This is a genomic window from Niveispirillum fermenti, assembly GCF_048066175.1.
GTDB classification, from domain to species: Bacteria; Pseudomonadota; Alphaproteobacteria; order Azospirillales; family Azospirillaceae; genus Niveispirillum; species Niveispirillum fermenti.
The window spans coordinates 1-25,872 of sequence record NZ_JBLTXA010000052.1; the positions used below are offsets into that span (position 1 = coordinate 1).

At 64.1% G+C, this 25,872-nt stretch carries 25 protein-coding genes; 12 read left to right on the plus strand and 13 right to left on the minus strand.

Annotation, left to right across the window (positions count from 1 at the left end):
- Positions 1–85: 85 nt before the first annotated feature.
- From ACM9LZ_RS24130 to ACM9LZ_RS24140, 3 genes are read right to left on the minus strand one after another with little or no spacing between them, the layout of a single operon-like run.
- Positions 86–727 carry a GntR family transcriptional regulator gene (locus ACM9LZ_RS24130; protein ID WP_416622080.1) on the minus strand — a complete coding sequence of 214 codons (642 nt, stop codon included), beginning with the start codon at positions 725–727 and terminating at the stop codon, positions 86–88.
- Positions 724–1,368 (minus strand): isochorismatase family protein, encoded by a 645-nt coding sequence (locus ACM9LZ_RS24135; protein WP_416622081.1) that lies wholly within the window; start codon positions 1,366–1,368, stop codon positions 724–726. Before ACM9LZ_RS24135 ends, ACM9LZ_RS24130 begins: the two co-directional genes overlap by 4 nt.
- A 3-nt stretch (positions 1,369–1,371) precedes the next feature.
- On the minus strand, positions 1,372–2,613 hold the full coding sequence (locus tag ACM9LZ_RS24140; RefSeq protein ID WP_416622082.1) for a CaiB/BaiF CoA transferase family protein: 1,242 nt from the start codon (positions 2,611–2,613) through the stop codon (positions 1,372–1,374).
- Between the two features lie 264 nt (positions 2,614–2,877).
- Between ACM9LZ_RS24140 and ACM9LZ_RS24145 the strand changes: the two genes are divergently transcribed.
- The 4 genes from ACM9LZ_RS24145 to ACM9LZ_RS24160 all read left to right on the plus strand — a co-directional run bounded on the left by ACM9LZ_RS24145 (position 2,878) and on the right by ACM9LZ_RS24160 (position 10,411).
- On the plus strand, positions 2,878–3,789 hold the full coding sequence (locus tag ACM9LZ_RS24145; protein ID WP_416622083.1) for a hydroxymethylglutaryl-CoA lyase: 912 nt from the start codon (positions 2,878–2,880) through the stop codon (positions 3,787–3,789).
- A gap of 60 nt (positions 3,790–3,849) precedes the next feature.
- Positions 3,850–5,907, plus strand: a complete 2,058-nt coding sequence (locus ACM9LZ_RS24150; RefSeq protein WP_416622084.1) for a hydantoinase/oxoprolinase family protein — start codon at positions 3,850–3,852, stop codon at positions 5,905–5,907.
- Positions 5,908–5,935: 28 nt separating this feature from the next.
- Positions 5,936–7,816, plus strand: coding sequence for a hydantoinase B/oxoprolinase family protein (locus ACM9LZ_RS24155; RefSeq protein WP_416622085.1), 1,881 nt, complete (start codon positions 5,936–5,938; stop codon positions 7,814–7,816).
- Between the two features lie 345 nt (positions 7,817–8,161).
- Positions 8,162–10,411, plus strand: a complete 2,250-nt coding sequence (locus tag ACM9LZ_RS24160) for a TonB-dependent receptor (protein ID WP_416622086.1) — start codon at positions 8,162–8,164, stop codon at positions 10,409–10,411.
- A 65-nt stretch (positions 10,412–10,476) separates the two neighbouring features.
- Here the strand turns inward: ACM9LZ_RS24160 and ACM9LZ_RS24165 are convergent, their stop codons facing one another.
- The 3 genes from ACM9LZ_RS24165 to ACM9LZ_RS24175 are packed head-to-tail and all read right to left on the minus strand — an operon-like array spanning position 10,477 to position 13,146.
- On the minus strand, positions 10,477–11,547 hold the full coding sequence (locus ACM9LZ_RS24165; protein WP_416622087.1) for a phosphotransferase: 1,071 nt from the start codon (positions 11,545–11,547) through the stop codon (positions 10,477–10,479).
- A gap of 19 nt (positions 11,548–11,566) precedes the next feature.
- Positions 11,567–12,352, minus strand: a complete 786-nt coding sequence (locus tag ACM9LZ_RS24170) for an SDR family NAD(P)-dependent oxidoreductase (RefSeq protein WP_416622088.1) — start codon at positions 12,350–12,352, stop codon at positions 11,567–11,569.
- Positions 12,353–12,381: 29 nt separating this feature from the next.
- Positions 12,382–13,146 (minus strand): glucose 1-dehydrogenase, encoded by a 765-nt coding sequence (locus tag ACM9LZ_RS24175; protein ID WP_416622089.1) that lies wholly within the window; start codon positions 13,144–13,146, stop codon positions 12,382–12,384.
- 309 nt (positions 13,147–13,455) lie between these two features.
- On the opposite strand from ACM9LZ_RS24175, the gene ACM9LZ_RS24180 reads away from it, so the two are divergent.
- The 6 genes from ACM9LZ_RS24180 to ACM9LZ_RS24205 all read left to right on the plus strand — a co-directional run bounded on the left by ACM9LZ_RS24180 (position 13,456) and on the right by ACM9LZ_RS24205 (position 17,884).
- The gene (locus ACM9LZ_RS24180; RefSeq protein ID WP_416622090.1) at positions 13,456–14,022 is read left to right on the plus strand and encodes a hypothetical protein; all 567 of its coding nucleotides are present in this window, start codon (positions 13,456–13,458) and stop codon (positions 14,020–14,022) included.
- A 134-nt stretch (positions 14,023–14,156) separates the two neighbouring features.
- Entirely contained in the window at positions 14,157–15,311 is a 1,155-nt protein-coding gene (locus ACM9LZ_RS24185) for an ABC transporter ATP-binding protein (protein ID WP_416622091.1), read from the plus strand.
- Positions 15,312–15,357: 46 nt separating this feature from the next.
- On the plus strand, positions 15,358–16,278 hold the full coding sequence (locus tag ACM9LZ_RS24190) for an ABC transporter permease subunit (RefSeq protein WP_416622104.1): 921 nt from the start codon (positions 15,358–15,360) through the stop codon (positions 16,276–16,278).
- A complete protein-coding gene (locus ACM9LZ_RS24195; protein WP_416622092.1) occupies positions 16,278–17,111 on the plus strand; it encodes an ABC transporter permease subunit in 834 nt (277 codons plus the stop codon). The genes ACM9LZ_RS24190 and ACM9LZ_RS24195 overlap by 1 nt, the downstream gene beginning before the upstream one ends.
- Positions 17,112–17,255: 144 nt before the next feature.
- Positions 17,256–17,630 carry a PRC-barrel domain-containing protein gene (locus tag ACM9LZ_RS24200; protein ID WP_416622093.1) on the plus strand — a complete coding sequence of 125 codons (375 nt, stop codon included), beginning with the start codon at positions 17,256–17,258 and terminating at the stop codon, positions 17,628–17,630.
- A 50-nt stretch (positions 17,631–17,680) separates the two neighbouring features.
- Positions 17,681–17,884 carry a hypothetical protein gene (locus tag ACM9LZ_RS24205; protein WP_416622094.1) on the plus strand — a complete coding sequence of 68 codons (204 nt, stop codon included), beginning with the start codon at positions 17,681–17,683 and terminating at the stop codon, positions 17,882–17,884.
- 115 nt (positions 17,885–17,999) lie between these two features.
- On the opposite strand, the gene parE is transcribed toward ACM9LZ_RS24205, so the two are convergent.
- Positions 18,000–19,991 carry a DNA topoisomerase IV subunit B gene (gene parE / locus ACM9LZ_RS24210; RefSeq protein WP_416622095.1) on the minus strand — a complete coding sequence of 664 codons (1,992 nt, stop codon included), beginning with the start codon at positions 19,989–19,991 and terminating at the stop codon, positions 18,000–18,002.
- 102 nt (positions 19,992–20,093) lie between these two features.
- On the opposite strand from parE, the gene ACM9LZ_RS24215 reads away from it, so the two are divergent.
- Positions 20,094–20,498 carry an acyl-CoA thioesterase gene (locus tag ACM9LZ_RS24215; protein WP_416622096.1) on the plus strand — a complete coding sequence of 135 codons (405 nt, stop codon included), beginning with the start codon at positions 20,094–20,096 and terminating at the stop codon, positions 20,496–20,498.
- Positions 20,499–20,541: 43 nt separating this feature from the next.
- Here ACM9LZ_RS24215 and ACM9LZ_RS24220 read toward each other — a convergent pair whose 3' ends face one another.
- The 4 genes from ACM9LZ_RS24220 to ACM9LZ_RS24235 form a co-directional block, all read right to left on the minus strand.
- A complete protein-coding gene (locus tag ACM9LZ_RS24220; RefSeq protein ID WP_416622097.1) occupies positions 20,542–21,228 on the minus strand; it encodes an MOSC domain-containing protein in 687 nt (228 codons plus the stop codon).
- Entirely contained in the window at positions 21,225–21,881 is a 657-nt protein-coding gene (locus ACM9LZ_RS24225) for a MarR family winged helix-turn-helix transcriptional regulator (protein ID WP_416622098.1), read from the minus strand. Before ACM9LZ_RS24225 ends, ACM9LZ_RS24220 begins: the two co-directional genes overlap by 4 nt.
- Before the next feature lie 71 nt (positions 21,882–21,952).
- Positions 21,953–22,354 carry a GFA family protein gene (locus tag ACM9LZ_RS24230; RefSeq protein WP_416622099.1) on the minus strand — a complete coding sequence of 134 codons (402 nt, stop codon included), beginning with the start codon at positions 22,352–22,354 and terminating at the stop codon, positions 21,953–21,955.
- 11 nt (positions 22,355–22,365) lie between these two features.
- Positions 22,366–23,322, minus strand: a complete 957-nt coding sequence (locus ACM9LZ_RS24235; protein WP_416622100.1) for an alpha/beta fold hydrolase — start codon at positions 23,320–23,322, stop codon at positions 22,366–22,368.
- 136 nt (positions 23,323–23,458) lie between these two features.
- Here ACM9LZ_RS24235 and mnmA point away from each other — a divergent pair, with 136 nt between their 5' ends.
- Positions 23,459–24,595 (plus strand): tRNA 2-thiouridine(34) synthase MnmA, encoded by a 1,137-nt coding sequence (gene mnmA, locus ACM9LZ_RS24240; RefSeq protein ID WP_416622101.1) that lies wholly within the window; start codon positions 23,459–23,461, stop codon positions 24,593–24,595.
- 184 nt (positions 24,596–24,779) lie between these two features.
- Here the strand turns inward: mnmA and ACM9LZ_RS24245 are convergent, their stop codons facing one another.
- A complete protein-coding gene (locus tag ACM9LZ_RS24245) occupies positions 24,780–25,058 on the minus strand; it encodes a hypothetical protein (protein ID WP_416622102.1) in 279 nt (92 codons plus the stop codon).
- 15 nt (positions 25,059–25,073) lie between these two features.
- A complete protein-coding gene (locus ACM9LZ_RS24250) occupies positions 25,074–25,706 on the minus strand; it encodes a pyridoxamine 5'-phosphate oxidase family protein (RefSeq protein WP_416622103.1) in 633 nt (210 codons plus the stop codon).
- Positions 25,707–25,872: the final 166 nt, after the last annotated feature.

Genomic DNA, 25,872 nt, shown 5'->3' on the forward strand with positions numbered 1-25,872 from the left:
CCAGATGGCGCACGGCGGCGGTCGCCGCCGTGCCAGATCCCGGTGAGTTGCACTCACCGGGATCTGGTATGAGGGACTATCCGCGTCATCCGGTCGGAGGACGCATGCCAGCGGCCCAGCTATGCCACGCATTGGCGATGTGGGAACGCATGACATGGGCGGCCCATTGCGGGTCGTGCAGCCGCAGGGCCGCGACCAGTTCGCGGTGATGCTGGTTGCTGCGTTCCAGGGCGGACCGGTCATAGGCGTGGAAGGTTCGGTGGACCACCGGCATTTCCACCACATGCGGCATCAGCCGTTGCAGCAGCCGGCTGCCGGCTGCCGACAGGATCGTACCGTGGAAATCGGCGTTCAGGCCGATATAGCCGCTGCCCTTGTGGGCGACGCAGGTTTCCATCCTGTCGGCCAGTTCCTGCAGGCGATCAACCTCCGCCCCGCCGATGCGGGTTGCCGCCAGGGTCGCGGCCTGGGCCTCCAGCATGCCGCGCAGGTGGAACTTCTCCTCCAACTCGTCGAATGACAGGTCGGGCACCAGCGCGCCGCCGCCCCGCTCGGGCCGTCCGGCCAGGCCTTCCGACACCAGCCGGCGCAGCGCCTCACGGATGGGGGTGCGGCTGACGCCGACCCGGTCGGCCAGTTCCTCTTCCTTCAGCCGGCTGCCCGGCGGCAGGGTTCCGTCCAGGATCATGTCCCGGATGGACTGGTAGGCCCTGGCCGCCGCGTTCATCCCGGCCTTCCGCGCGCGGCCAGATGGTCGATCGCTTCCGCCAGGTGGATCACATCGGCATATTTCGCGTTGAGGTCGAACAGGTTCGCCTCATGCACGCGGGAATCCCGATCACCCACGGCGTCACGCACCACCAACGGTATGAAGCCGTTCTGGCAGGCATCCAGCGCCGATGCCCGCACACAGCCGGACGTGGACAGGCCGGCGATCAGTACCGTGTCGATGCCATTGGCCGCAAGAGTGGATGCCAGGGAGGTGCCGAAGAAGGCGCTGGCATATTGCTTGGTGACCACAGGTTCGCCGTCCGCCGGTTCCAGCCCGTCGGCGAAGGCGGCCCATTGCGGGTGCAGGCCGCGTTCGAAGCAGGATAGCGCCTTCACCTTGCGGAAGAAGATGCCGCCATCCATGCCGCCCGGCGTGTAGGCCACGTTGGTATGGATGACGGGTATGCCGGCCGCCCGCGCGGCGGACAGCAGGTCGGCGGCGGCATCGCGGGTCTTTTCCACCCCGGCATAAAGCGGGCAGGCTGGGTCCAGGTAGGCCTTCACGAAGTCGATGATCAGCAGGGCCGGGCGCTGGCCCCAGCCCAGCCGGTTGCCGAAGCCCGCCTGTGCGTAATCGGTATCCAGATCCTTGGCCATGGTTCAGATGATCCCCGCTTCCTTCAATTCAGCCAGCCGGGCGGCGTCCAGGCCCAGGATGCCGCCCAATATCTCCTGCGTGTGCTGGCCCAGTTCGGGGCCGGCATGCACCACGCCGCCCGGTGTATCGGACAGGCGCGGTGCCACGTTCTGCATGGCCAGCTTCCCGAAGACGGGATGGGCCACCTTGATGATGTTCTGCCGGGCCTGGAAATGCGGATCGACCATCATTTCCGGCGCGCGATAGATGCGGCCCGCCGGCACCCCATGCTTTTCCATGCGTTCCAGCAGCGGGCCGGCATCGATGGTGCGGCTCCAGTCGCTGATCAGGTCGTCCAGTTCCTGCTGTACGGCCCCGCGTGCCGAATGGGTGGCATAGCGCGGGTCGGTGGCCAGTTCCGGCCGCTCCATCGCCTCGGCCAGGCGCTTGAACACCGTGTCCTGGTTGGCGGCGATCAGGATCATCTGGTCGTCGCGCGTGGGATAGACATTGCTGGGCGCCACGTTGGGCAGGATCGGACCCGTGCGCTCGCGCACATAGCCGGTCTGGTCATATTCGGTGACCAGGCTTTCCATCATGGCCAGCACGGCCTCATAGATGGCGCTGTCCACCACCTGGCCACGCCCCGTGCGCTCGCGCGCATGGATGGCCATCAGCGCGCCCAGCGCGGCATAGGTGGCGGCCAGACTGTCGCCGATGGAAATGCCCATGCGCGACGGCGCCGTCGACGGGTCACCCACGACATAACGCAGCCCGCCCATCGCCTCGCCGATAGAGCCGTAACCAGCCTGCGCGGAATAGGGGCCGGACTGGCCGAAGCCCGTGACGCGCACCATCACCAGCCTGGGATTGATCTTCGACAGCACGTCATAGCCCAGGCCCCAGCGCTCCATGGTCCCGGGGCGGAAATTCTCCACCAGGATGTCGGACTGGGCCACCAGGTCGCGGACCATCTGCTGGGCCACCTTGTCCCGCAGGTTCAGGGTCACCGACTTCTTGTTACGCGCCACCACGGGCCACCAGAGTGACTTGCCATGCGGCTTCTCCCGCCCCCATTCGCGCATGGGATCGCCAGCACCCGGCTGCTCAAGCTTGATCACCTCCGCCCCGAAATCGGCCAGTAACTGGCCGCAGAAGGGGCCGGCCAGCAATTGGCCCATCTCGATCACGCGCAGATCCGTCAGGGGGCCCTGGCGCTGGGCGACCTGTCCCGTGGCATTGGTTTCCATGGCTTGGTCGGTCACTGTGACACTCCTGCATTATGTATACATTGTTCTTTTGGGTGTGGCGCTTCCAAACAGGGCGAGAATGCGCCATTGAAGGAAAGAATGCATACTATCCTTGGTCTTTGCAAGCGCGCCTTGGGCGGTAAGGTTCAGTATTTTGACCGTGCAAATAGCGCTTGCCCGGCCTTCGCAAACCATGTTTGTATACAGAAGAAACGGGATTCGCGTTCAATCCCGCGCGGTCCACCCCGCGCCGACAAGCGCGCTTACAGGATGATGCCGATGGTCGCGTCGATCGAGATCGTGGAGGTCAGCCCGCGTGACGGGCTGCAGAACGAAGCCGTTCTGGTCTCCACCGAGGACAAGGTGGAACTGATCCGGCGGGCCATCGCCGCCGGGCTTCGCCGGATCGAAGTGACGAGCTTCGTCAATCCCCGTCGGGTCGTGCAGATGGCCGACGCCGAGGCGGTGCTGGCCGCGCTGCCGCGGGACAATGGCGTCTCCTATATCGGGCTGGCGCTGAACGGCCGCGGTTTCGACCGTGCCCTGGCGGCCGGGGTGGGAGAGGTGAACTATGTGCTGGTCGCCTCCGACACCTTCTCCCAGCGCAACAACGGTTCCCCTACATTGGAAACATTGAAGGATTGGGCGGAGGTGGCGGCGGCCGCTCGTGCCGCCGGGGTGCCGACCAGTGTCACCATCGGTGCGTCCTTCGGTTGCCCGTTCGAGGGGGAGGTGCCTGTCGCGCGGGTCGTGGAGATCGCCCGGCGCGCGGCCGAACATGGCACGGATGAGATCGCGCTGGCCGACACGATCGGCGTGGCCAGCCCCGCTGACGTGTTTGAGCGGTTTGGCGCGGTGGCCGCCGCCCTGCCGGGCATCCGCCTGCGCGCCCATTTCCACAATACCCGCAACACCGGCATCGCCAACGCCTATGCGGCCGTTCAGGCCGGCGTGACGGTGCTGGACAGTTCGCTGGGGGGGATCGGCGGCTGTCCCTTCGCGCCCGCGGCGACGGGCAACATTCCGACAGAGGATCTGGTCTACATGCTGGACCGGATGAAGGTGGCGACCGGCGTGCAACTGCCGGCCGCGATAGAGGCGGCGAAATGGCTGGAAGGCGTCATCGGACGTCCTAATCCGGCCATGCTGGGCCGCGCCGGCATCTTTCCGCCGGCGGCCCGGGCCTCATAAACGGCCGGATATAACCGCGCCGGGACAAAGCAGAAAATCATCGGGAACAGGAGATTTTTTATGGCTTACAGGCTTGGCGTGGATGTGGGAGGGACCTTCACGGACCTTCTGCTGATCGAAGACGGCACGGGAGAGACCTTCCGCGACAAGGTCCCGTCCACGCCGCATGATCCGTCCGTCGCCGTCGTCAACGGCACCTTGAAGATCTGTGCCAAGGCCGGCATCGATCCAGCCGATGTTCAGCTTTTCATGCATGGCACAACGGTGGCCACCAACACCGTGCTGACCGGCACCGGCGCCCGTGTGGGCCTGGTGACGACGGACGGATATCGTCAGGTGCTGCATATCGCGCGCAGTTTCGTGCCCGGTGGTCTGGCCGGCTGGATCGTCTGGAACAAGCCCCCCCTGATCGCCCCCCTGGAATGCACGGTGGAGGTGCCGGAGCGCATCGGGGCGGATGGTTCCATCGTCACCCCGCTGGATGAGGGGGCGCTGCGTGTCGCTCTGGAGCGGTTGAAGGGGGAGGGGATCGAGGCGCTGACCATCGCCTTCATCAACGCCTATCGCAATGATGTGCATGAGCGCCGCGCGGGCGAGATCGCGCGCGAGGTCTTCCCCGCGCTGCCCATCTCCCTGTCGTCGGAGGTGCTGCCGGAAATGCAGGAGTATGAGCGTGCGTTGACAACGGTCGCCAATTCCTATGTCCGTCCCCGCGTCGCCAATTACGTGCGCAACCTGAAGGCGGAGTTGAACAGGGCCGGCATGAACGGGCAGATGAACCTGCTGCGCTCCGACGCCGGGCTGATGAGCTTCGAGAAGGCGCAGGACCATCCCGTCAACCTGCTGATGAGCGGTCCGGCCGGCGGTGTGGCCGGTGCGCTGTGGGTCTGCGGCAAGTCGGGATACAGGAACCTGCTGACCGTCGATGTCGGTGGCACCTCCACCGACGTGGCCCTGATCGAGAATGGCGAGCCACGCCTGGCGCGGGAGACCGAATGCGGCGACCTTAAGGTGCGTGCCACCTCGCTCGACATCCGGACCGTGGGGGCCGGCGGCGGGTCCATCGCGTTCGTGCCGGACCTGACGGGGGCCCTGCGCGTCGGCCCGGCATCGGCCGGCGCCGTGCCGGGTCCAGTCTGCTATTCGCGTGGCGGCGACAAGCCCACGGTGACCGATGCCAATGTCGTGCTGGGTTATCTGCCGGAGGAGCTGCTGGGCGGGGCCATGCATCTGGACCGGCCGGCGGCGGCGGCCTCGGTCCAGGCCATTGCCGACACGCTGGGGATCGGCCTGGCGGAGGCGGCTCACGGCATCTATTCCATCGCCAATGAAACGATGATGGGCGCCCTGCGCCTTATTTCCGTCCAGCAGGGTTACGATCCGCGTGATTTCGCGCTGGTGGCCTTCGGTGGGGCCGGACCGCTGCACGCCAATGCACTGGGTCGTCTGCTGGGAAGCTGGCCCGTCATCGTGCCGCCCAGCCCTGGCGTACTGTGTGCCTTCGGCGACGCCACGACAAGGCTGCGGTCGGAACGCGCCCGGTCCATCGGCAAGCCATTTGCCGAAATCGGCAACGATGCCGTGGCGGCCGTGCTGCGCGAACTGAAGGCGGCCGTTGTCAGGGAACTGCTGGCCGAGGGTGTGCCGGAGACGGACCAGGAGATCGGGTTCGAGGCGGGTGTGCGTTATTCCGGCCAGGCGTTCGAGGTATCGCTGCCCCTGTCGCTGGATGGGTTCGAGACCGGCGGGCTGGAAAGCCTGGCTGCGGCGTTCGACAAGGAGCATGAACGGCTTTTCACCTTCTGTCTGGAATCCGACCGCGAACTGGTGACTGTGCGCGTCACGGCCCTGGGCAAGGCGTCGGCCATCCGGCTGGAGAAGCTGCCGCGCGGCGATGGCGACCCCGCGGCCGCGCGTGTGCGCGACCATATGATGTGGGCCGACGGGCGGGAACACCCGGCCGTCATCTATGACCGGGCGCGGCTGAGGGCCGGCGACCGTGTGACGGGCCCTGCCATCATCGCCGAGATGGACAGCACGACGGTGTTGCTGCCCGACCATGTGGCCGAGGTCGACGATTACGGGCTGATCCTGATCCGCCCCGCCGCTGCCCACTGACGCCCGTTCTGGAAAAAGGGACAGACCCATGGTTGCCAAGATCATCGAGACCAACCCGACCCCGTTCCAGAAGGTCGCTGTCGACCCGATCACGCTGGACATCATCGAAAACGCGCTGCGTAACGCGCGCACCGAAATGGACGCCACCCTGTTCCGGACGGCCATGTCGCCGGGCATCCGTGAGCAGGGCGACGCCTTCCCCCTGATCGCCAACCATGAAGGCAAGATGGTGGTGGGGCAGTTCGGCTCCTTCCTCGGCGGGTTCCTGAAGAACTATAAGGGCGCCATCGAGGAAGGGGACGTCATCTGGCTGTCCGACCCCTATTCGGTGGAAGGCGCCATCAGCCACCTGAACGACTGGCTGGTGATCCTGCCCGTGTTCAAGGACGGACGGCTTGTGGCCTGGACCTGCCATTTCGGCCATCAGACCGATGTCGGCGGCAAGGTGCCGGGCTCGCTGCCCACCGACGCCACCTCCATCTTCCAGGAAGGCATCCGCATCCCGCCCGTAAAGCTGTTCCGCAAGGGCGTGTTGAACGAGGATCTGCTGGAACTGGTGCTGAACAATACCCGCACCCGCGACTGGTGCCGGTCGGACCTGAATGCCATCATCGCGTCCTGCCGCATCGCGGCCCGGCGTGTGGGCGAGCTTTGCCACCGGTTCGGCACCGACATGTTTGTGTCCGCCACCGATGAGTTGCTGGCCCGCAACCGCCGCGCCATGGCCCGGCTGATCGAAAGCTCGATCAGCACCGACAAGGTCAGCTTCGAGGATTACATCTGCGACGATGGCCGCGGCTATGGTCCCTACAAGCTGAAAGCCACCATGTGGCGGGAAGGGGACAAGGTTATCCTTGACTGGGAGGGCACCTCTCCCCAGTCGGAAAGCTCGATCAATTTCTACCTGAATGAAAACATGCTGAAGATGTTCTTCGGCATCTACATGATCATGGTCTTCGATCCCCAGATTTTGTTCAATGACGGCTTCTATGACCTGGTCGAAACGCGCATCCCGGAAGGGTCGCTGCTGAAGCCGAGATATCCGGCGGCGCTGTCCTGCCGCACGCATGGCATCGGCCGCGTGTTCGACGTGCTGGGTGCGCTGCTGGGCCAGAGGACGCCGGAATTCCTGAACGCCGCCGGCTTCTCCTCCTCCCCGCACCTGATGCTGTCGGGCACCTATCGCGGGTCCGGGAAATATTACCAGCTTTTCCAGATCGGTTTCGGCGGCATTCCCGGCCGGCCGTTCGGCGATGGTCCGGACGGCCATTCCCTGTGGCCCAATTTCACGAATGTGCCCAACGAGTTCCTGGAAGCCTATTTCCCGCTGCGTATCGAACGGTACGAGACCATTCCCGACAGCGGCGGTGCCGGTCTGCATCGCGGCGGCAACGGAGTGCGTATCGCCTATCGCTTCCTGGAGCCCGGTGCCATTGCCATTCATGACGACCGCTGGTTCACCTATCCCTGGGGGGTGAATGGCGGGGAGCCGGGTTGGCGTTCGCGCCGCATGCTGGTCCGCGCCAATGGTGAACAGGTCGTGCTGGCCGCCAAGATCGATGATGTGCAGGTTCGCCCCGGCGACCTGCTGGTCTTCGATACCTGGGGCGGCGGCGGCTGGGGTGACCCGCTGGCCCGCGACCCGTCCCTGGTGGCTGCCGATGTCAAGCGGGGCCTGGTCACGATGGATGGTGCGGCGCGTTATGGCGTCGTCCTGGCGGCTGACGGCACGGTCGATACCACGGCGACGGCCGGTCTGCGTGAAAGGCTGGCCAAGGCGCGCGGCGATGTGGGCCTGTTCGATTTCGGGGGAGGGATCGAGGAACTGCGCGATCGTTGCCAGACGGAAACGGGATTGCCGCCGCCGCGGGATCCGGCCCTGCAGGAAAGCGTGGCGTCGGCCACCTGACGCACGCCACCTCCCGTCGCCTACACCGTCGATTGTATGCGATCCGCTTGGCCTGGGCCGTGACGGAACGGTCAGACAGTTGCCGGCCGCCTTTCCAAAGGGCGGCCGGCCTGCGCTTATCAGGCGCGTCATTCACATCACACCTTATGTTTAAGTATACAATAACCAAATCAGCCCCTTGCTGACCGGGCGATCTCCTATATGATTTCAGGTGAAGCGCGTGGGGGCGATCCCTTTCCGATCCCCCAGAAAATCAAGCAAAATGACTAGAACAGCGGAGAACACGTGATGCGGAACGGACGTTTCTTGCCCGCCCTGCTTTGCAGTTCGGCATTATCAGCGCCAATGATTGTATTCAACCCTGTGGCCATGGCCCAGGGCAGCGCCGCGGCGGCAGGCAACCCGGGCATGCTGGAAGAGATCGTGGTGATCGCGCGCCAGCGCAACGAGACGGCGCGCGAGACCCCCGTGGCGGTATCGGCCTTCACGGCGGACACGATTGAGAAGGCGGGCATCACCGGCCCTGCGGACTTTCTGTCCCTGACCCCGAATGTCAGTTTCCTTCAGACAACCAATGTCGGTGAAACGCAGGTGCATATCCGCGGCGTCATCCAGCCGCGTGATACCGAGCCCCCCTTCGCCTATGTGCTGGACGGGGTGCTGGTGCCAAACCCCAGCGCCTTCAACCAGGAAATGGTTGATATTGAGCAGATCGAGGTGATCAAGGGCCCGCTGGGGTCCATCTATGGCCGCAATGCCGTGGGTGGCGCCATCCTTGTTTCCACCAAGAAGCCCGGTGACACGCCGGAGGGAGAGGTACGGGCCGGTTATGAGTTTGCCGGCAACGAATACAAGCTGAGCGGCTATGTCGGCGGCCCGCTGGTGGAAGACCGGCTCTATGGCCGCATCACGGCAGTCTATAAGGATCGCGAAGGTTATTATGACAATGTCACGCTGAACAAGAAGGAGGATGGGTTCAGCGAGGGGCAGTTGCGCGGCCGTTTTGTCTACAAGGCCACGGAGAATATCGAGGTCGATCTGTCGGTTGGCTATGCCGAGATCGATGGCTATGCCTTCAATTTCAACAACCAGACGGCGGGCACGCCGGGGTTCGAGAATGGCGTGGACATCACGGACACTTCCATCCCCTATTCCGGCAATGTCGAAAGCTTCAACAACCAGAAGCGTTTCGACTTCGCATCGAAGATCGACTGGACGTCGGAAGCGGGTACGCTCAGCTTCACGGCCGCCTATCATGATCTGAAGGAGAATATGGGCGGCGAGGGGGCGGTGGACCTGGCCCTGTTCGGCGTGCCGTTCCCCGGTGCGCCGGCGCCCGGCGATTTCTTCACCGATCCCAGCCTTTATGAAGGCTATGGCCCGACCCTGCGTGACGGGACGCAGTATCAGGAACGCAATCAGGACGATACGTCCTTCGAATTGCGCTTCACCTCTCCCGGTGAGAACCGGCTGCGCTACATCGCTGGTGCCTATTATATCGAGTTCAACCGCGAGGTCGTGCTGAACCGCGGTGACGATCTGGGGCAGGGTGTCGTGGTCGCCAACCCGCTGGGCGGGCCGGAGAACCCGCTTGTTGCCGTTACCTGGACCGACAATGCCAACAAGGCATGGGCCCTGTTCGGACAATTGGCTTATGACATAACGCCCGACCTGGAAATCTCCACCGCCCTGCGCTACGACAAGGAGAATCGGTCATCCGAGAATCTGACCCCGGCCGCCTACTCCCCCATCCCCAATGTGGAAGGGCTGGTGCGCAAGGAGAATTTCAGCGACCTTCAGCCCCGCGTCTCCCTGCGCTGGAACGCCAGTGAGGAAGTGTCCGTCTATGCCACCTATGGCGAGGGTTTCCGGTCCGGCGGCTTCAACCCGCTGGGCAGCCGTTTCAACATCATCAATGTCGATGGCGTGACCAACACCACGGTGCAGGATGCCTTCGACAAGGAGACCTCTGTTTCCTATGAGGCCGGGGTCAAGACCCGCCTGCTGGATGGACGCCTGACCCTCAATCTGGCGGCCTTCACGACGAAGGTGGAGAACGCGCATTTCTTCCAATTCTTCCCCTTCTCCCTGTCGCGCGTGATCTCCATCGTGGATCGCAACGATATCAAGGGCTTTGAGGTGGACGGCGTGGCCCGCGTGGCCGAGGGGCTGGACCTGTTCTTCGGCTATGGCTACCTGGACAGCGAGATCAAGGCGAATGCCGAACTGCCCCAGACGGTGGGCAACCGCTTCCCCTTCACGGCCAAGTACGATCTGATGCTGGGCGGACAATATACGACGCCGGTGACGGGCGATTACGACATGCTGGCGCGTGTCGAATATAACCGCACGGGCCCGATGTTCTATGACACACTGAACACGCCTGGCACCGAACGGCCGGCCATCAATCTCGTCAATGCCCGACTGGGCATCGAGAATGAGCGCTGGGGCGCCACGCTGTTCGCCCGCAACCTGTTCGACAAACGGTACAATGTCGACGGTGTGGTACTGGTCGTTCCCAATACCACCGTCTTCAATTTCACGACCAAGGCGGCCCCGCGGACCTGGGGCCTGGAATTGAAGGCCAGGTTCTGATACCGGGCCGGGTCCGGGGCAGGGGGCATCGGCCGCCTGCCCCGGACCCTGGCTTGACGTTCCCGTCAGGTCCGGTCCGACACGAAGGACCAGCCCGTTTCCGCTGCGGCGCGGGCAACCTCTCCATAGGCCAGGGCCTTGCGATCGGCGGCATTGCCGGCCAGCGCGCGGGCATAGACGCCCTGACAGATTGATGAGATGCGGAAAAAGGCGAAGGCCAGGTAATAGGGCCAGTCGGGAATGCCCGACCGCCCCGTCCGCCGGCAATAATCCGCCACATAGTCGGCTTCCGACGGGATGCCCGTGCCCGCAATATCCACGCCCCGTAATCCGGGAAACTGCTTGATCCCGGCCGGCAGGTGCCAAGCCATGCAATTATAGGCCAGGTCGGACAAGGGATGGCCCAGCGTGGCCAGTTCCCAATCCAGGATGGCGACGACCTTGGGCTCGTCCTTGTGCAGCATGAGGTTGCCCAGACGGAAATCGCCATGGGCGATCGTCGTTTCCTCCCCCGCCGGCAGGGCGCGGGGCAGAAACGCCATCAGCCGGTCCATGGCGGGAATGTCGCTGTCGCCCTTGGCGGCCTGATATTGTTTGGACCAGCGTTCCACCTGCCGCGCGATGTAATTTTCCGGCTTGCCGAAATCAGCCAGCCCGGCCGCCTGCCAATCCACCTTGTGCAGGGCTGCCAATGTCTTGTTCATGCTGTCGTAGATGGCGGCCTGTTCATCCGGCGTGAAGCCCGACAGCGCCACGTCTGACAGCACGCGGCCATCGATATGGTCCATGACATAGAACGAGGTGCCGATGATCTCGGGCTCATCGCACATCAGCCGCACGACGGGCACCGGCGCGTCCGTGCCGGCCAGCGCCCGCATGACGCGGAACTCCCGTTCGATCAGATGCGCGCTGGGCAGCAGCTTGCCCGGCGGCTTCTTGCGCAGCACATAGCGCCGGCCAGCCGCGTCGGTGACCAGGAAGGTGGGGTTGGATTGGCCGCCCTGGAACTGCTGGACCGCGGCCGGCAACTGGAATCCATCCAGATGCCCGGCCAGATAGCGGGTCAGTGCCGCCTCGTCGAACCGGTGTTGCGGCAGCACGTCGATCAGGACGGCGGCCCCCTGCGTCTCACTCATCTCCGGTTACCCTTTCCGATCAGATGATGGTGGGATCGGCGATGGTGGCGCCGCCATCGGCAACCAGCACCTGTCCCGTGACGAAGGCACCGGCCGGAGCGGCCAGCATCAGCGCCACGCCCGCGATCTCGTGCGGGCGACCGAACCGGCCCAGCGGCGCGCGGCGCATGACAGCCTTGGCAATGTCGGGATTGTCGGTCAGAGCCTTGGCGAAGTCTGTCTCGATGATGCCGGGGGCGATGGCATTCACCCGGATGTTGGCCCGCCCATATTCCACGGCCAGATTGCGGACCAGCGCTGTCTCCGCGGCCTTGGAAACGCCGTAGGCGCCGATGACGGGATTGCCCCGCAGCCCCGCGATGGAGGACAGCACGATGACACTGCCGTCCTTGCGCTCCGCCATGCCCGGCAACACCATGTTGCACAGCCACCAGGTGCTGCGCAGGTTGCTGCCCATGATCTTGTCCCAGGCATCGTCGGAGACGCTGTTCAGGGGGCCATAGACCGGGTTGATGGCGGCATTGGCGACCAGGATGTCGATCCGGCCCCATTGACCGATCGTCGTGTCGACCAGGGACTGGAGATCTTCCTTGCGGCTGATATTGCAGGGGACGGCGATGGCGTCGCCGCCGGCCGCGTTGATCTCGTCCCGGACGGCGACGCAGGCGTCCATCTTGCGCGAGGAAATGACGACCTTGGCCCCGGCACGGGCATATTCCTGGGCGATCGACTTGCCGATCCCACGGGAGGAGCCGGTGATCAGCGCCACCTTGCCCGACAGGTCGAACAGTGGATGCGTGGTCATGAAGGAAATTCCTTGAAGGTTGTGGGGTGTCACTGCGCCGTGGCGCCACCGTCGACGACAAATTCCGCCCCCGTCAGGAAGGGGCTCTCGTCGGACAGCAGGAACAGGATCATGTTGGCCGCATCCTCCGGCTGACCCATGCGGCCCAGGGGGGAGGTGCGCTCCAGCCGGCGGCGCATCTTTTCCCCGTCCGGGGCGATGTCGATCATCGACTGGACCATCGGGGTCTGCAGGAAGGACGGGTGAATGGAATTGCAGCGGATCTCGTATTTCTGCTGCGCACACCACATGGCCACCGACTTGGTCAGCAGCCGCACGGCCCCCTTCGATGAGCAATAGGCGGGCAGGTCCGGCGCGCCCACCAGGCCGGCCACGGACGACACGTTGACGATGGACCCGCCGCCCGTGTGCTTCATGGCCCGGACCCCATGCTTGCAGCCGAGAAAGACCGATTCGGTGTTCACCGCATGGACGAAGCGCCAGCCCTCCAGCGTCTCTTCCTCGATATTCCGCAGGGAGCCGCAGCCGGCATTGTTGACCAGCCCGTCCAGGCGTCCGTGACGGGCCGTGATATGGTCGATCACCTCGATCCAGCGGTCCTCCCGCGTCACGTCCTGGACCAGGAACTCCGCGCTTTCGCCCAGTTCGGCCGCCGCCGCTTCCCCGCCCGCGACATTGCGGTCCGTGATCGTAACGCGGGCACCTTCACGCACCAGTGTCCGCGCCGTCGCCAGGCCAATGCCCGATGCGCCACCGGTGACCAGGACGACCTTGCCCTGCATCCGTGCCGTCATGATGTTCCCTCCCACCCTTATCGCCGGCCATGCCGGACATTCTATAGTGACCGGTCGATGGACCGGGTATCTCAAACGCTTGTTTGAGTGTAGGGGCAGGGACGCGGCAGGGCAATGGGAAAGGCAAGGGGGAAGGAGATCAGGAGAAGGCATCGCAGATTGAGCCGGCGGACCCCGCCTTGTTCCTGTGATAGCGGGCGCCCAACATTAGACATAGACAATATTCCCGTTATATATGTATTACGATATAGTTATCTCTGAATAGATTTGTAGTCCCGGATGGATATCCACATGCGGCGCCTTGCGAAAATGACCCTGTCTGCTCTGGCTCTCATGGCTTTCCTGCCCGGCTCGGCCATTGCCCGGCCCTGTCCGGTGGCCGGCGAACAGGACCCGTTCGACCTTGTCGCCGAATTCGTGGGAAAGACCTGGCGGGGGGAGGAGCTCAGGCGGGGGGGGGAGGAGCAGGGAAGCGCCCTGATCGATGTGGCCGCATGGGAATGGGCGCTGGGGAAACGGGCCATTCGTATCACCCATATGCTGCTGAGCGGCGGGCCCGGGCCGGGGCCGCATGGCGGGGAAACCCTGATCCTGCGCGACGCCGACACCGGTGCGTTGGTTTCCCAATATGTCTCGCTGTCCGGCCTGCGCACGCAGGGCCGTGTCTGTGTGGAACGCCATGGTCGCCTTGTCATGGAGGAGGACGTGACCAACCACCCCCATTTCAGCAAGATCAGGTCCACCATGACCCTATCCGGTGATGTGATGACCAGCCAGGCGGAAACCTTCAGCAACGGCAAGTGGTCCCGGATCAGCACCATGCTTTACAAGGTCACGGACCCTGCGTCCCGGCCGGAATTTCCGCCGGCCCAGTAGGGGATTGCCCGAAAAAAGCCGGTCGGGCCATGCTCCCCCTATCCGTGCGCCCTGTCTCGCGTGTAGGATTGTGCGGTGCGTGAAACGGTGCGCACCCAACCGATGATGGCAACTGGACAGGGGCAGATAAGGACATGGCCACGGCACAGCCCTCGCGGACCCAGACCAAGCTGGAACCTTGGCGGGACCCGAATGAGAAGCCTTATGTCCGTATCGAAAAGGTGACCAAGAAGTTCGGCGATTTCACAGCCGTCGATGACGTGTCGCTTTCCATTTACCGGGGGGAGTTCTTTTCCCTGCTGGGCGGGTCCGGCTCGGGCAAGACGACGCTGCTGCGCATGCTCGCCGGTTTTGAACGCCCGACCGAGGGCAGGATATTCATTGATGGCGTGGACATGTCGAACGTGCCGCCCTATGAGCGGCCCGTGAACATGATGTTCCAGTCCTATGCCCTGTTTCCACACATGAGCGTGGAAGGCAACATCGCCTTCGGCCTGCATCAGGACAGGGTACCGGCGGCAGAGGTCCGCGATCGGGTGGCCGAAGCCTTGAACCTCGTGCAGCTTTCCCAGTTTGGCAAACGCAAGCCGCACCAGCTTTCCGGCGGCCAGCGCCAGCGCGTGGCCCTCGCCCGCGCCCTGGTGAAGCGGCCCAAGCTGCTGCTGCTGGATGAACCGCTGGGCGCGCTCGACAAGAAACTCCGCGAACAGACACAGTTCGAACTGGTGAATATCCAGGAAAAAGTGGGCATCACCTTCGTCGTCGTCACCCATGACCAGGAAGAGGCCATGACGATGTCATCACGGATTGCCGTGATGAACAGGGGCTATATCGCCCAGATCGGCACGCCGACGGAAATCTATGAATATCCGAACAGCCGGTTCACGGCGGAATTCATCGGGTCTGTCAACATGTTCCATGGTCGCGTGCTGGAGTCGGAGCCCGATCATTCGCTGATCCGGTCCGACGAGGCCGATTGCGACCTGTATGTCAGCCATCCCGGCCATCTGGCGCCCGGCACGGAATGCTGGGTGGCGGTGCGGCCGGAGAAGGTTACCATCTCCAAGGATGAACCCCCCGGTGGCGACGGTCGTAACCGGGCCGTCGGGGTGGTGAAGGAAATCGCCTATCTGGGCGATGTCTCCATCTACGAGATCGAGCTGGATACGGGCAAGCGCGTGCGTGTGACGGCCCCGATGGTCACGCGCCGCACAGAAATGCCCATCACCTGGGAAGACCGGGTCCATCTGACATGGCGACCCTTCGCCGGCAGCGTGCTGACCAACTGACGGGCGGGAAGGGGGCTGATCCATGGCCGAAACGGTCCAAAGCGAAATGCGCCACACGGGCTTTCTGGGCCTGTTGCAGCGTATCGGCCTGTCGGGGCGGGCGCTGGTCATCGCCGTGCCCTATGCCTGGCTGCTGCTGTTCTTCTTGATCCCGTTCCTGATCGTGCTGAAGATCGCGCTGGCCGAGGGCCAGATGGCGATACCGCCCTTCACGCCGCTGGTCGAGGCGGTGGGGGACCTCAAGTATCAGATCACTGTCACCTTCTATAATTTTCATTATATGGTGACAGATAATCTCTATGTCATTGCCTATCTCAACAGCCTGAAGATCGCCTTCATTTCCACGGTCTGCTGTCTTCTGCTCGGCTATCCGGTGGCCTATGCCATCGCCAGGGCCGATCCGAAATGGCGTGCGCCGCTGCTGATGCTGATCATCCTGCCATTCTGGACCAGCTTCCTGATCCGGGTCTATGCCTGGATCGGCATCCTGTCGAATAACGGGGTGCTGAACAATTTCCTGATGTGGCTGGGCATCATCGACCAGCCGATCCAGATTCTCTACACCCCGGTGGCGACCTATATCGGCATCACCTATTCCTATCTGCCGTTCATGATCCTGCCGCTGTACGCGACGCTGGAGAAGATGGACAATACGTTGCTGGAGGCGGCGGCCGACCTTGGCTGCCCGCCATGGAAGGCGTTTCTGACCATCACGCTGCCGCTATCGATCCCGGGCATGATCGCCGGCTCGCTGCTGGTCTTCATTCCGGCCACGGGCGAGTTCGTCATCCCTGAGCTGCTGGGGGGGCCGGACACATTGATGATCGGCCGCACGCTGTGGACGGAGTTCTTCAACAACCGCGATTGGCCGCTGGCCTCGGCCGTGGCGGTCGCCCTGCTGCTGTTCCTGGTGGTGCCGATCATGCTCTTCCAGAATGTGCAGGGCAAACAGGGGGAACAGCGCTGATGCCGAAATCCTGGTTCCTGCGCGTTGGCCTCGTTGTCGGCCTGCTGTTCCTCTATATCCCGATCATCCTGCTGGTCATTCTGTCGTTCAACGACAACCGGTCGGTTTCGGTGTGGAGCGAATTTTCCTTCCGCTGGTATGGCGAGTTGATGCGCGACAGACAGTTGCTGTCGGCGGCCTGGCTGTCGGTGCAGGTGGCTTTCATCTCCGCCTCGGTGGCGGTGGTGCTGGGCACGCTGGCCGGCATGATGCTGGCCCGGTTCGGGAGCTTCAAGGGCAGGGCGCTGTTTTCGGGTATGGTGTCGGCGCCGCTGGTCATGCCGGAGGTCATTCTGGGCCTGTCACTGCTGCTGCTGTTCGTCAGCATGGAGCAGATGTTCGGCTGGCCGGCCGGACGCGGCATGCTGACCATCATCCTGGCCCATATCACCTTCACCATGTCCTTCGTCACGGTGGTGGTGCAGTCTCGTCTCGTCTCGATGGATGCCAGCCTGGAAGAGGCGGCGATGGACCTGGGTGCCCGTCCGGCCAAGGTGTTCTTCGTCATCACCCTGCCGCTGATCGCCCCGGCCATCGTTTCCGGCTGGCTTCTGGCCTTCACCTTGTCGCTGGATGATCTTGTCGTTGCCAGTTTCGTTTCGGGGCCCGGTTCCACGACACTGCCGCAGATCGTCTTCTCCTCCGTGCGGCTCGGCCTCAGCCCCAAGGTGAACGCGCTGGCCACCATCGTCGTGGGCATTGTCGCGGTCGGCATCATCTGTGCCGGCATCTATCATGCCCGCCAGGAAAAGGCCCGTAAGCGCGACGAGCAAATGGCCCAGCAGGGCGGCTGATGACTGCCTGCCCTTGTTTTTCCAATTCGTAAACCCTGCCGACAGCGGTGCATCCTTCTCCGGTGTACTGCTTTCGGGCGGGGAACCTTTCCGCCGCCCACGGGTTATTTCCACGTAACCCACGACGGAATATGGAGTGGAAAAATGGCCACCAGCAATGTCGAACGCAACGAATCCGCTGTCTGCATCAGTGCCACGAAGGTGAACGGCACCGATGTCTATAGTTCGGAGGGCGAAAAGATCGGCCATGTCGACGACATCATGCTGAACAAGCGCACCGGCAGTGTCGCCTATGCCATCATGGGCTTCGGTGGCTTCCTCGGCATGGGGGAGCGTTACCATCCGCTGCCCTGGTCGGTGCTGACCTACGACACGGAACGTGAGGGCTATGTGGTGCCGCTGGCAAAGGCGCGCCTGGAGGAAGCCCCGTCCTACACGCCGGCCGAGCTTGGCAAGGATGACCGTCGCTGGCGCGACATGGTCTTCACCTACTACAACGTCCCGCCTTACTGGATGTAACGGAGCCTTGCCCCGCTGACCGACAGAAAAGCGTGACAAAGGAGGAAGCCATGGCACAGCCATCTGCTCGCCCGGCCCCGAAATCCCCATCCAGGCCGCCGGACGATACCCACAAGACCTCGGAGCGCGAACTGGATCGCGATCTGGAAGATACGTTTCCCGCCAGCGACCCCATTCCGGCCCAGCAGCCGGTGACGGCCCGGCCGGAACGCCATGATGATGAGCCGCAACGCGACAAGCCGCGGACTCATTGAAGAGGCCCCAAGTGCGAAGTCCCAAGTCCCTTGGCTTTCCGCCACCCCCGGTCCATTGGGCCGGGGGTTTCTTTATCATCCCGGAAAAGCCGGTGCCAAGGACGGGGCCATGGGATCAAACATCCAGATCCTGCGCGAACTTCGCATTCTCCGTGATGAACTTGAAGCGCAATTCGGGCTTGCGGCCCATCAGGCTTTCCACCAGCGATTTCGTGGCCAGCACGTCATCCTGCTGGTCCGGATCGCGTTGGTCGGGCACGACGACGCGCAACAGGGTGCGCTTATTCTGATTCATCGTCGTTTCCTTCAATTGCGCGGGCGGCATTTCGCCCAGGCCTTTGAACCGGCTGATCTCCACCTTGCCCTTCACCGACTTGAAGACGGTCTTCATCAACTCGTCCTTGTGGGCATCGTCACGCGCGTAACGCACATTGCCGCCGCCGGCCAGCCGGTAAAGCGGGGGCAGGGCAAGATAGAGATGGCCATGCTGGATCAGGCCCGGCATCTCGCGATAGAAGAAGGTCATCAGCAGCGAGGCGATGTGGGCGCCGTCCACATCGGCGTCCGTCATGATGATCACGCGCTCGTACCGCAGCTTGTCCAGGCTGAACTCCTTGCCCGTGCCGCAACCCAGCGCCTGGGCCAGATCGGCCAGTTCCTGGTTGCCGCGCAGCTTGTCCACACTGGCCGAGGCGACATTCAGGATCTTGCCGCGCAACGGCAGGATGGCCTGCGTCTCACGCGAACGGGCCTGTTTGGCCGAACCACCGGCCGAATCGCCCTCCACGATGAAGATTTCGGTATCTTCCGCGCTCTGGCGCGAACAATCGGCCAGCTTGCCGGGCAGGCGCAGGCGGCGGGTCGGCGTCTTGCGCGCCATCTCCTTCTGCGCACGCTTCCGGGCGCGCTCGTCGGCCTTTTCGATCAATCGTTCGATCAGGGCCTTGGCCGCGTCGGGTGAACCGGACAGCCAATGGTCGAAATGATCCTTGATGGCGGCGTCGGTCAGCTTCTGCGCGTCGGCACTGACCAGTCGTTCCTTGGTCTGACCCTGGAAATGCGGTTCCCGGATGAAGACGGAAAGCAGGATCGTCGCGCCCTCCATCACGTCATCGGCCGTGATGTTCGACACCCGCTTGTTGCCCAGCATGTCGCCATAGGACTTGATGGCACGTGTCAGGGCGCCGCGCAGCCCCAGTTCGTGCGTGCCCCCCTGGGGCGTGGGAATGGTGTTGCAGTAGGTGTGGCTGAAGCCCTCGTCATCCTCTGGCCAGGCGATGGCCCATTCCACGCGCCCGGCATCACCGGGGAAATCCGCCTGCCCGGCAAAGGGCTGGGGCGTCACGGTGGCCCGCGCCTTCAAGGTGGCGGTCAGATAGTCGAGCAGCCCATTGGGGAAATGCAGCACCTCCGCCGCCGGGATGCCGCTTTCCGTCGTAATCAGCGACGTGTCGCATGACCACCGGATTTCCACCCCGCGATAGAGATAGGCCTTGGATCGGGCCAGACGGTAAAGCCGTTCCGGCTTGAACCGAGCCTCCGCCCCGAAAATCTCCGCATCCGGATGGAAGCTGACGGTCGTGCCGCGCCGGTTCTGCACCGTGCCGGCATGGGCCAGCGGCGCCAGCGGCAGCCCCCGGGAAAATGTCTGGGTCCAAAGCTGTCGGTCGCGCGCCACTTCCACATGCAGCCGGTCGGAGAGCGCGTTGACCACCGCCGACCCCACGCCATGCAGACCGCCCGATGTGGCATAGACCTTGCCGGAAAACTTGCCACCCGAATGCAGTGTGGTGAAGATGACTTCCAGCGCAGACTTGCCGGGATATTTGGGATGCTCATCGGTCGGGATGCCGCGCCCGTTGTCGCGCACCGTCACCGTACCATCGGCCGAAAGGTCCAGGTCGATACGGCTGGCATGGCCCGCCACCGCCTCGTCCATGGCATTGTCCAGCACCTCGGCCACCAGATGATGCAGCGCACGATCGTCCGTGCCGCCGATATACATGCCGGGCCGGCGTCGGACAGGCTCCAGCCCCTCCAGAACCTCGATGTCCTGGGCGGAATAGCTGTCCTGCTTAGGGGCGGTATTCTGGAAGAGATCGCTCATGCCCCATTATAGGGAGGGGAAACGTCAAGGTTCAAGGAGATGCAGTGTCTCCGAACGATATAGACCACCACATTTTGATATTTGCCCGGGGAGGGCAACGTGATGAGCGAGAAGATACCCGATTTCGACCGTGACGCCCCATCCATGCGCACCTTCGCGATGCCGAAGGACCTGAACGGCAACGGCGATGTCTTCGGCGGCTGGGTGATGTCGCAGATGGATCTGGCCGGTGCAGCCCCCGCCGTGCGCGTCGCGCGCGGGCCCGTGGCGACGGTTGGGGTGGAAGCCATGAAGTTCCACCGGCCTATCGCCGTCGGCGACGAGGTCAATTGCTATACCGCGGTGGAGCGGGTCGGCAATACATCGGTCCGGGTCCGCGTGGATGTGTGGGTACGCCGGGTGGACGGCACCGCCTACAAGGTCACGGAAGGCGTGTTCACCTATGTCGCCATGGACAAGCAGGGGCGGCCGCGTCCGGTCGTGCCACCGGCGGTGACCAGCGCCTGACGCAGCATCCGGAATGGCGGCGGGGCAGGGTGCGCGGCCCTTGTCATCCGCCCAGCCGCCGCTCCCAATCCTCCACCGTGGCGTTGGCCAGGCGGTTGGCGGCCAGCCGCCGCAACCCGGCACTGGCCCCCTTCAGTTCCGCCAGTTCCGCCAAGGCGGCCTGGTCCAGCGTGTCGACATAGAGCACGCGCAGGGTACGGGCCAGGGTCCAGGCCGGATTGGGCCGGTCCAGCAACCGGATGGCGTCGCCGGCCCGCATCTCGCCTTCCTCCAGCACGCGGTAATACCAGCCCGTCCGCCCGGTCTTCTGCACCAGGCGCGGCAGCGCGGGCAAACCGAAGCGCACACCCAGCTTCCAGCAGGGCTGACGGGACTGCGCCAGTTGCAGGCGTGCCGTGCCGATGGCGATGATGTCGCCAAGGCACACGTCGGCTTCCGTCACCCCCGCCACCGACAGATTTTCCCCGAACGCCCCCGGTTCGGCCAGATGGGGGGCCATGCCCGGCTGTTCGCCGGCCCAGGTGGCGTAATGGTCGCGCGGGTAGAGGTGGATGGCCTTGTCGGGCCCGCCATGCACCTTCGTGTCGCCCACCGCATCGCCGGCCAGACCCAGCGTGCCGGCCCGCACAGGGGCGGTGACGGGCCGGCGGGTGGCGATGCTGCTGAGCGCCTGCCTGTCGCCCAGCGGCTGTGGTCTGCCGACCAGCAGATGGTCCAGGACAAGGTTCATCGCGCCCCTCCATGATCATTCAGGAAATCGGCCCAGACCTGCTGCGCCACGTCGGGCGGGGCCGGTATCTGTTCCGGGCAATCCAGTCGCAAGTGTCGGTCACCCAGCGGGGCATCCACGAACCGGCAATGATGCGGTTGCTCTGAATCAGGATGAAGATTCGGCTGGAAGTATTTGCAATTCAAGCACATTCTAGTGATTGAAATATGCCCTTCCCCTTGCAGCCCATGAATGAGGCGCAGCATCACGCGCAGCAAAGCCAACTGGTCGGCCGCTGGCAGGCCGGCCAGCGTATCGATCAGGAAAAGCGGTCCGCCGCCGAAACGGTCGGCAAGGGCAAGACCTGCCGGGGAGGCCAGCACGAGATGGCCGCGCCCGTCATCCGGGGCGGCGGTCCGCAGCACCAGCCCTTTGTGCACCAGGGTTGTCGTCGCCTCGCTGGCTGTCGGGGCCTTCACACCCAGGCGGGCGGCGATGGCGACAGGGCGCAGGCCCTCGGGATTCTCCCGCAGCAGCGACAGGATGCGGGCCTGCGTTGCCGTCAGCCCATGCGGCGTGGCATCACGCCATTCATTGGCCTTCAACGCCGCCGCGATCCGCACGAACCCATCGGCCAGCCGATTGGCCACGGGCTCGCTCAACCGATCAAACATGTCGTTGATCACAATGCCTCCATGCCAGGATGAAGTCCCGATTTATATTCGGACTCCGATCTTTTTGCAAATCACGGACGATGTTCCTGGAACTGCGGCAGATTGTCGGTGATGTTGTACCAGGGGGCTTTGGAACCCACGAAGATATGTTCGGTCGGGCGGATGGTTGGCGTGTCAACCAATGTGCCCAGGGTGACATGCACATAGGCCCCGTCGCGCACCAGGGAATAGAGCAGCGAGCCACAGGTCGGGCAATGGGCGTCGTGGCAAAGCGCGTCGCCGTAAATCCGTATCTGGCCTTGGGTGATGCTCAGGTGCCGCGCCTCGATCCCTGCGAAGGGCTTGAACGCCGAGCCCGTGGCGCGGCGACAGCCGGAACAATGGCAATTGGCGGCATAGGCAAAGGCGTCCGTCACCCGGTAACGCACGGCACCGCAATAGCATTGCCCCGCAAGTGACTGAAATTCCGTCATTTGCTTCAGCCTCACAAGCCCGCCAGAAACATGGTCAGTGCCCTGTTCACCGCATCAGGCGCTTCTTGCTGCACCCAATGCCCGGCCCCGTTGATCAATGTCGAGCCGCGGAAATCGGTGCAGGTGACACCATCCATGGCCCGCATGGCCTTATCCATGCCCGGCATGCGCAGGACACCGTCCAGCGAGCCGGCGATGAAGCAGGCGGGCACCTTGATGGGGGCGCCGTGCCAGGGTGCCGTCAGGGCCCAGTTGCGATCCAGGTTGCGATACCAGTTCAGCCCTCCGCGATAGCCCGTGCGGCGATAGGTGGCGGCATAGGTCTGCATATCTGCTTCCGTCAGCCAGTGGGGCAGGCTTTCCGCAGGCGGGCAGGCATCGACCAGGCCCTTGCCCGGCGGGATCATCAGGGGCCAGCCGGCGCCGCTTGCCGCCGCCGCACCGGAAGCGCCGACCAGCAGGCGGCGCTGGGTTTCATAGGGATCATGTTCCAGATCGGCCTCCGCCACGCCGGGTTCCTGGAACCAGACCATGTAGAACCGGTCCAGTCCCTGGGCGCGGGCCATGCCGACCAGGCTGCCATGGGAACCGCGCGGCGACCAGGGGACCGACAGGCCGGCCACGGCACGGAACCGGTCTGGCCGCATCAGGGCAGCGTGCCAGGCGACGGGCGCCCCCCAATCATGGCCGATGATGGCGCAGGCATCGATCCGCAGCGCATCCAGCAGACCGACCATGTCGCCGACCAGATGCAGGATCGTGTAATCCTCGACCGCATCCGGCGCGTCGGTGTCGCCGAAGCCGCGCATATCCGGGACAATGACGCGATATCCCGCCGCGACAAGGGCGGGAACCTGTTGCCGCCAGCTATGCCCCAGTTCCGGCCAGCCATGGCAGAGCAGAATGGCCGGTCCCTGTCCTTCGTCCCGGCACGCAATGTTGATGCCGTTGGCCTTGATGATGGGCACTTGGACGCTCCTTTGGCTCCGTTCATTCAAACAAATGTTTTAGCCGAGAAGGGCGCCCCGGGCCAGTGGGCTGCGAATGGCGGCCCCGCAAGGCTTGCGCGATTGCCAGGACCGCATTTGCGGCTATATATCGGCCATGAACTCTCTTGGCATCGATAAGGCCCCGGCCGATACCCGTGTCGTTGTCGCCATGTCGGGCGGCGTCGACAGTTCCGTCGCTGCGGCCATGCTGAAGCGTGAAGGCTATGACGTCGTCGGCATCACGCTGCAGCTTTACGATTATGGCATGACCGTCGGCAAGAAGGGCGCCTGCTGTGCGGGGCAGGACATCTATGATGCCCGTCGTGTTGCCGACCAGATCGACATTCCCCATTACGTGCTGGATTATGAAAGCCGGTTCAAGCAGTCGGTGATGGATGATTTCGTCGATACCTACCTGAAGGGGGAAACGCCGATCCCCTGCGTGCGCTGCAATCAGACGGTCAAGTTCAAGGATCTGCTGGATCAGGCGCGTGAGTTGGGGGCGGATTGCATGGCAACCGGCCATTATGCCCGCCGCGCGCCTGCCGCCGATGGGCGTGCGGCCATGCTGCGCGGGGCAGACCATCACCGCGACCAGTCCTATTTCCTGTTCGCCACGACGCAGGAACAGCTTGATTTCCTGCGTTTTCCGCTGGGTGACAAGCCCAAGACGGAAACCCGCGCCATCGCCGACGCCCTGGGGCTGGCCGTGGCCGACAAGCCCGACAGCCAGGATATCTGCTTCGTTCCCACCGGGGGTTATGCCCGCGTGGTGGAAAAGATGCGACCCGGTGCCGTTCGGCCGGGACAGATCGTGCATGTCGACGGGACCGTCATGGGCCGCCATGACGGGGTGATCCATTACACGGTCGGTCAGCGCAAGGGGCTGGGCATCGGCGGGCGCCGTGTCGATGGCGGGGAGGATGTGGACCCGCTTTATGTCGTGCGTGTCGATCCCGTGGCCAATCAGGTGATCGTCGGGCCGCGCACGGCGCTGGCCCGTGACCGTGTGACGGTGCGCGAGGTGAACTGGCTGGGCGCACCCGCCGCCGGCGTGCCCATGCCGGTGGCGGTCAAGCTGCGTTCCGCCCAGGCTCCGGCTGCGGCCACCCTGCTGTTGCATGGGGATGGCAATGCCGTGATCGACCTGGACACCGCACAATATGGTATCTCGCCAGGGCAGGCGGCGGTGTTCTATGACGGCGACCGCATGCTGGGTGGCGGCTGGATCAGCGGCACGGGCTGCCGCTGATCCGGTTCGCCGGACGGGCGGACGGATGTCATACTATTTTGCGGTGATCAGAACCTATTGGCTCTGGTCACCGCCTTCAATCGCCGGCGCCAACATTCGTTGGCTCGGGCGCGCCGCACGGGCGGCGCGGCGGCAGTCGCCGCCGGACCAGCTTGCGATGAGTTCTACTCATCGCAAGCTGCTTTCAGGTGGTGCGTCGGCGCCACAGCCACCGTACCGCCTCCACCATCAGGGTCAGGATGGCGACCTGTGTCAGCAGGCTGGAAAGCTGAAACAGCGGCTGCTGGTCATAGCGGTTGAAATATTGCCACCAGAACCCGTTCACCGGTGTGCGCAACGGTTTCACCAGCGCATCCCACATCTCGAACAGCGCATCGGGCACCGCATCGCGCAGTACTATGGGCAGGGTCAGGAAAAGCAGGGCCAGGATGGTCACGGTCGCCAAGCGCGCAAATGTCCACATTATCCGTCCTTCCCGTCACCACAGTGTCTTGCGCTGGCGGTCGGCCAGGGCTGCATCATAGGCGGCACCGCCCTCCCGCCCCAGGCTGGCATCGGCGATCATCTGCCCGGGGGTGGGCACGCCGGCCGGCCGGCCCAGCGCCCCTTGCGCCCAAAGGTCGGAACGCAGCAGTGACCGGGCGCACTGGAAATAGACGGCGCGGATGGAAATCCAGACCACGCTGCGCGGCGCCTGTCCTTCCCGCGCCAGTTCCGCGCACAGGCCGGGATCGATGCTGACAGCCGCCAGGCCGTTGATGCGCAGCGCCTCGTTCACACCCGGGATCAGGAACATGCAGGCCACGCGGGGATCGGCCAGGATGTTGCGCAGGCTGTCGATGCGGTTGTTGCCGCGCCGGTCGGGCAGCAGCAGCGTCCGTTCATCCCGCACGAAGATACAGCTTCCGGCATCGCCGCGTGGCGACACGTCAAGCCCGTCCGGCCCCACCGTGCCCAGCGCAAAAAAGGGGGATGCCTCAACCCAGGCGCGATAGGCGGGGGTCAGGTGATCGGCTTCCTTGGCAATCGCCGGGGCGGAAGGATGACCGTAGAGCGCTTCCAACCGGGCGATGTCGTCCACCTTGCCGGGTGGGTTCGGGTATGGGTCCATGCAATGGCGCTTTCCGGCTGATCGATCGTCGGGATACAAAGTCTGCCAAATGCCCGGTTCCGGCAAGTCTCTCCGGCAGAAGGCCTAATACGTATCTACATTGATCAGGACCCATGGTCCTGATCAATGCGACCCCGATGCGCCGCCGCGCCGCACGTGCGGTGTA